A 1,180-nucleotide genomic window follows, 5' to 3' on the forward strand; every position below is an offset into this window, starting at 1 on the left:
CCCGAACTGGCCCGTCACGCCCCGCTGCTGCCTGGCGCGGACCAGGTCGCCTACGTGGACATCGATGACACCATCCGCCGCACCTACGGCTACGCCAAACAGGGCGCCGGCTACGGATACAGCAAGGTCAAGGGCCTGAACGCACTGCTCGGCATCGTCTCCACACCCCTGGCCGCCCCGGTGATCGCCGCCACGAGGCTGCGCAAAGGACCGTCGAACTCCGCGCGCGGGGCGGCAGCGTTCGTGGCCGAGACCATCCGCACCGCTCGCGCCTGCGGCGCGAGCGGCCTGCTGGTGATGCGCGCGGACTCGGCGTTCTACGGCGCCGATGTCGTGAACTCCTGCCGGGCGCTGGGCGCGCGGTTCTCCGTCACCGTGCGGATGAACGCTTCCGTCAAGGCCGCCATCGCCCGCATCGATGAGGACGCCTGGACGCCGATCAAGTACCCCAAGGCGGTCTGGGACGAGGAGGGCCAGTGCTGGATCTCCGACGCCGAGATAGCCGAGACCGGCTACACCGCCTTCACTTCCAAGCCGAAGAAGCTGCAGGTCACCGCCCGCCTGATCGTGCGCCGCGTGAAACGCCTGGGCACTGGCACCGTCCCCGCCGGGCAGGGCACGCTGTTTGACACCTGGCGCTACCACGCCGCGTTCACCGACTCCCCGCTCTCCTTGACCGATGCCGAGCGTGATCACCGACGGCACGCTGTCGTCGAGCAGGTGATCGCGGATGTCAAGAACAGTGCCTTCGCTCACGCGCCGTCCGGGCATTTCCAGGCCAATGCCGCGTGGCTCGCTCTGGCGGCCCTGGCGCACAACCTGACCCGCGCCGCCGGCGCACTGGCCGGCACGTTCCATGCCAGAGCGACCACCGCCACCATCCGTGACCACCTGATCAATGTGCCCGCCCGTCTGGCCCGCTCGGCCCGCCGCCTCACCCTGCACCTGCCCGAACGCTGGCCCTGGAGCACGGACTTCACCCAGCTCTTCAGCATCGTGCATGCGCCACCAGCACTCTGACACTCCCTGACCGGCCTGCCCGAAAGGGCCCGAGACCTGTGGAAAAGTGGAAAGGCTGGGCAGACCAGCGGTCACTCCACGCTCGAATCCGCAACTCAGCCCCGACACGCCCTGCACGACCCCGAAACGATCACTCCGGAATCAAGCCGGTGGATCCGGG

Annotated in this window: 1 protein-coding gene; it reads left to right on the plus strand. The window is 68.7% G+C overall.

From position 1 onward, the window contains the following. Positions 1-1,020: IS1380 family transposase (locus AB0N06_RS38945; protein ID WP_366139385.1), on the plus strand; the 1,020-nt coding region annotated here is incomplete at its 5' end. Positions 1,021-1,180: the final 160 nt, after the last annotated feature.

It is taken from the genome of Streptomyces sp. NPDC051020, from assembly GCF_040683105.1.
Taxonomy (GTDB): domain Bacteria; phylum Actinomycetota; class Actinomycetes; order Streptomycetales; family Streptomycetaceae; genus Streptomyces.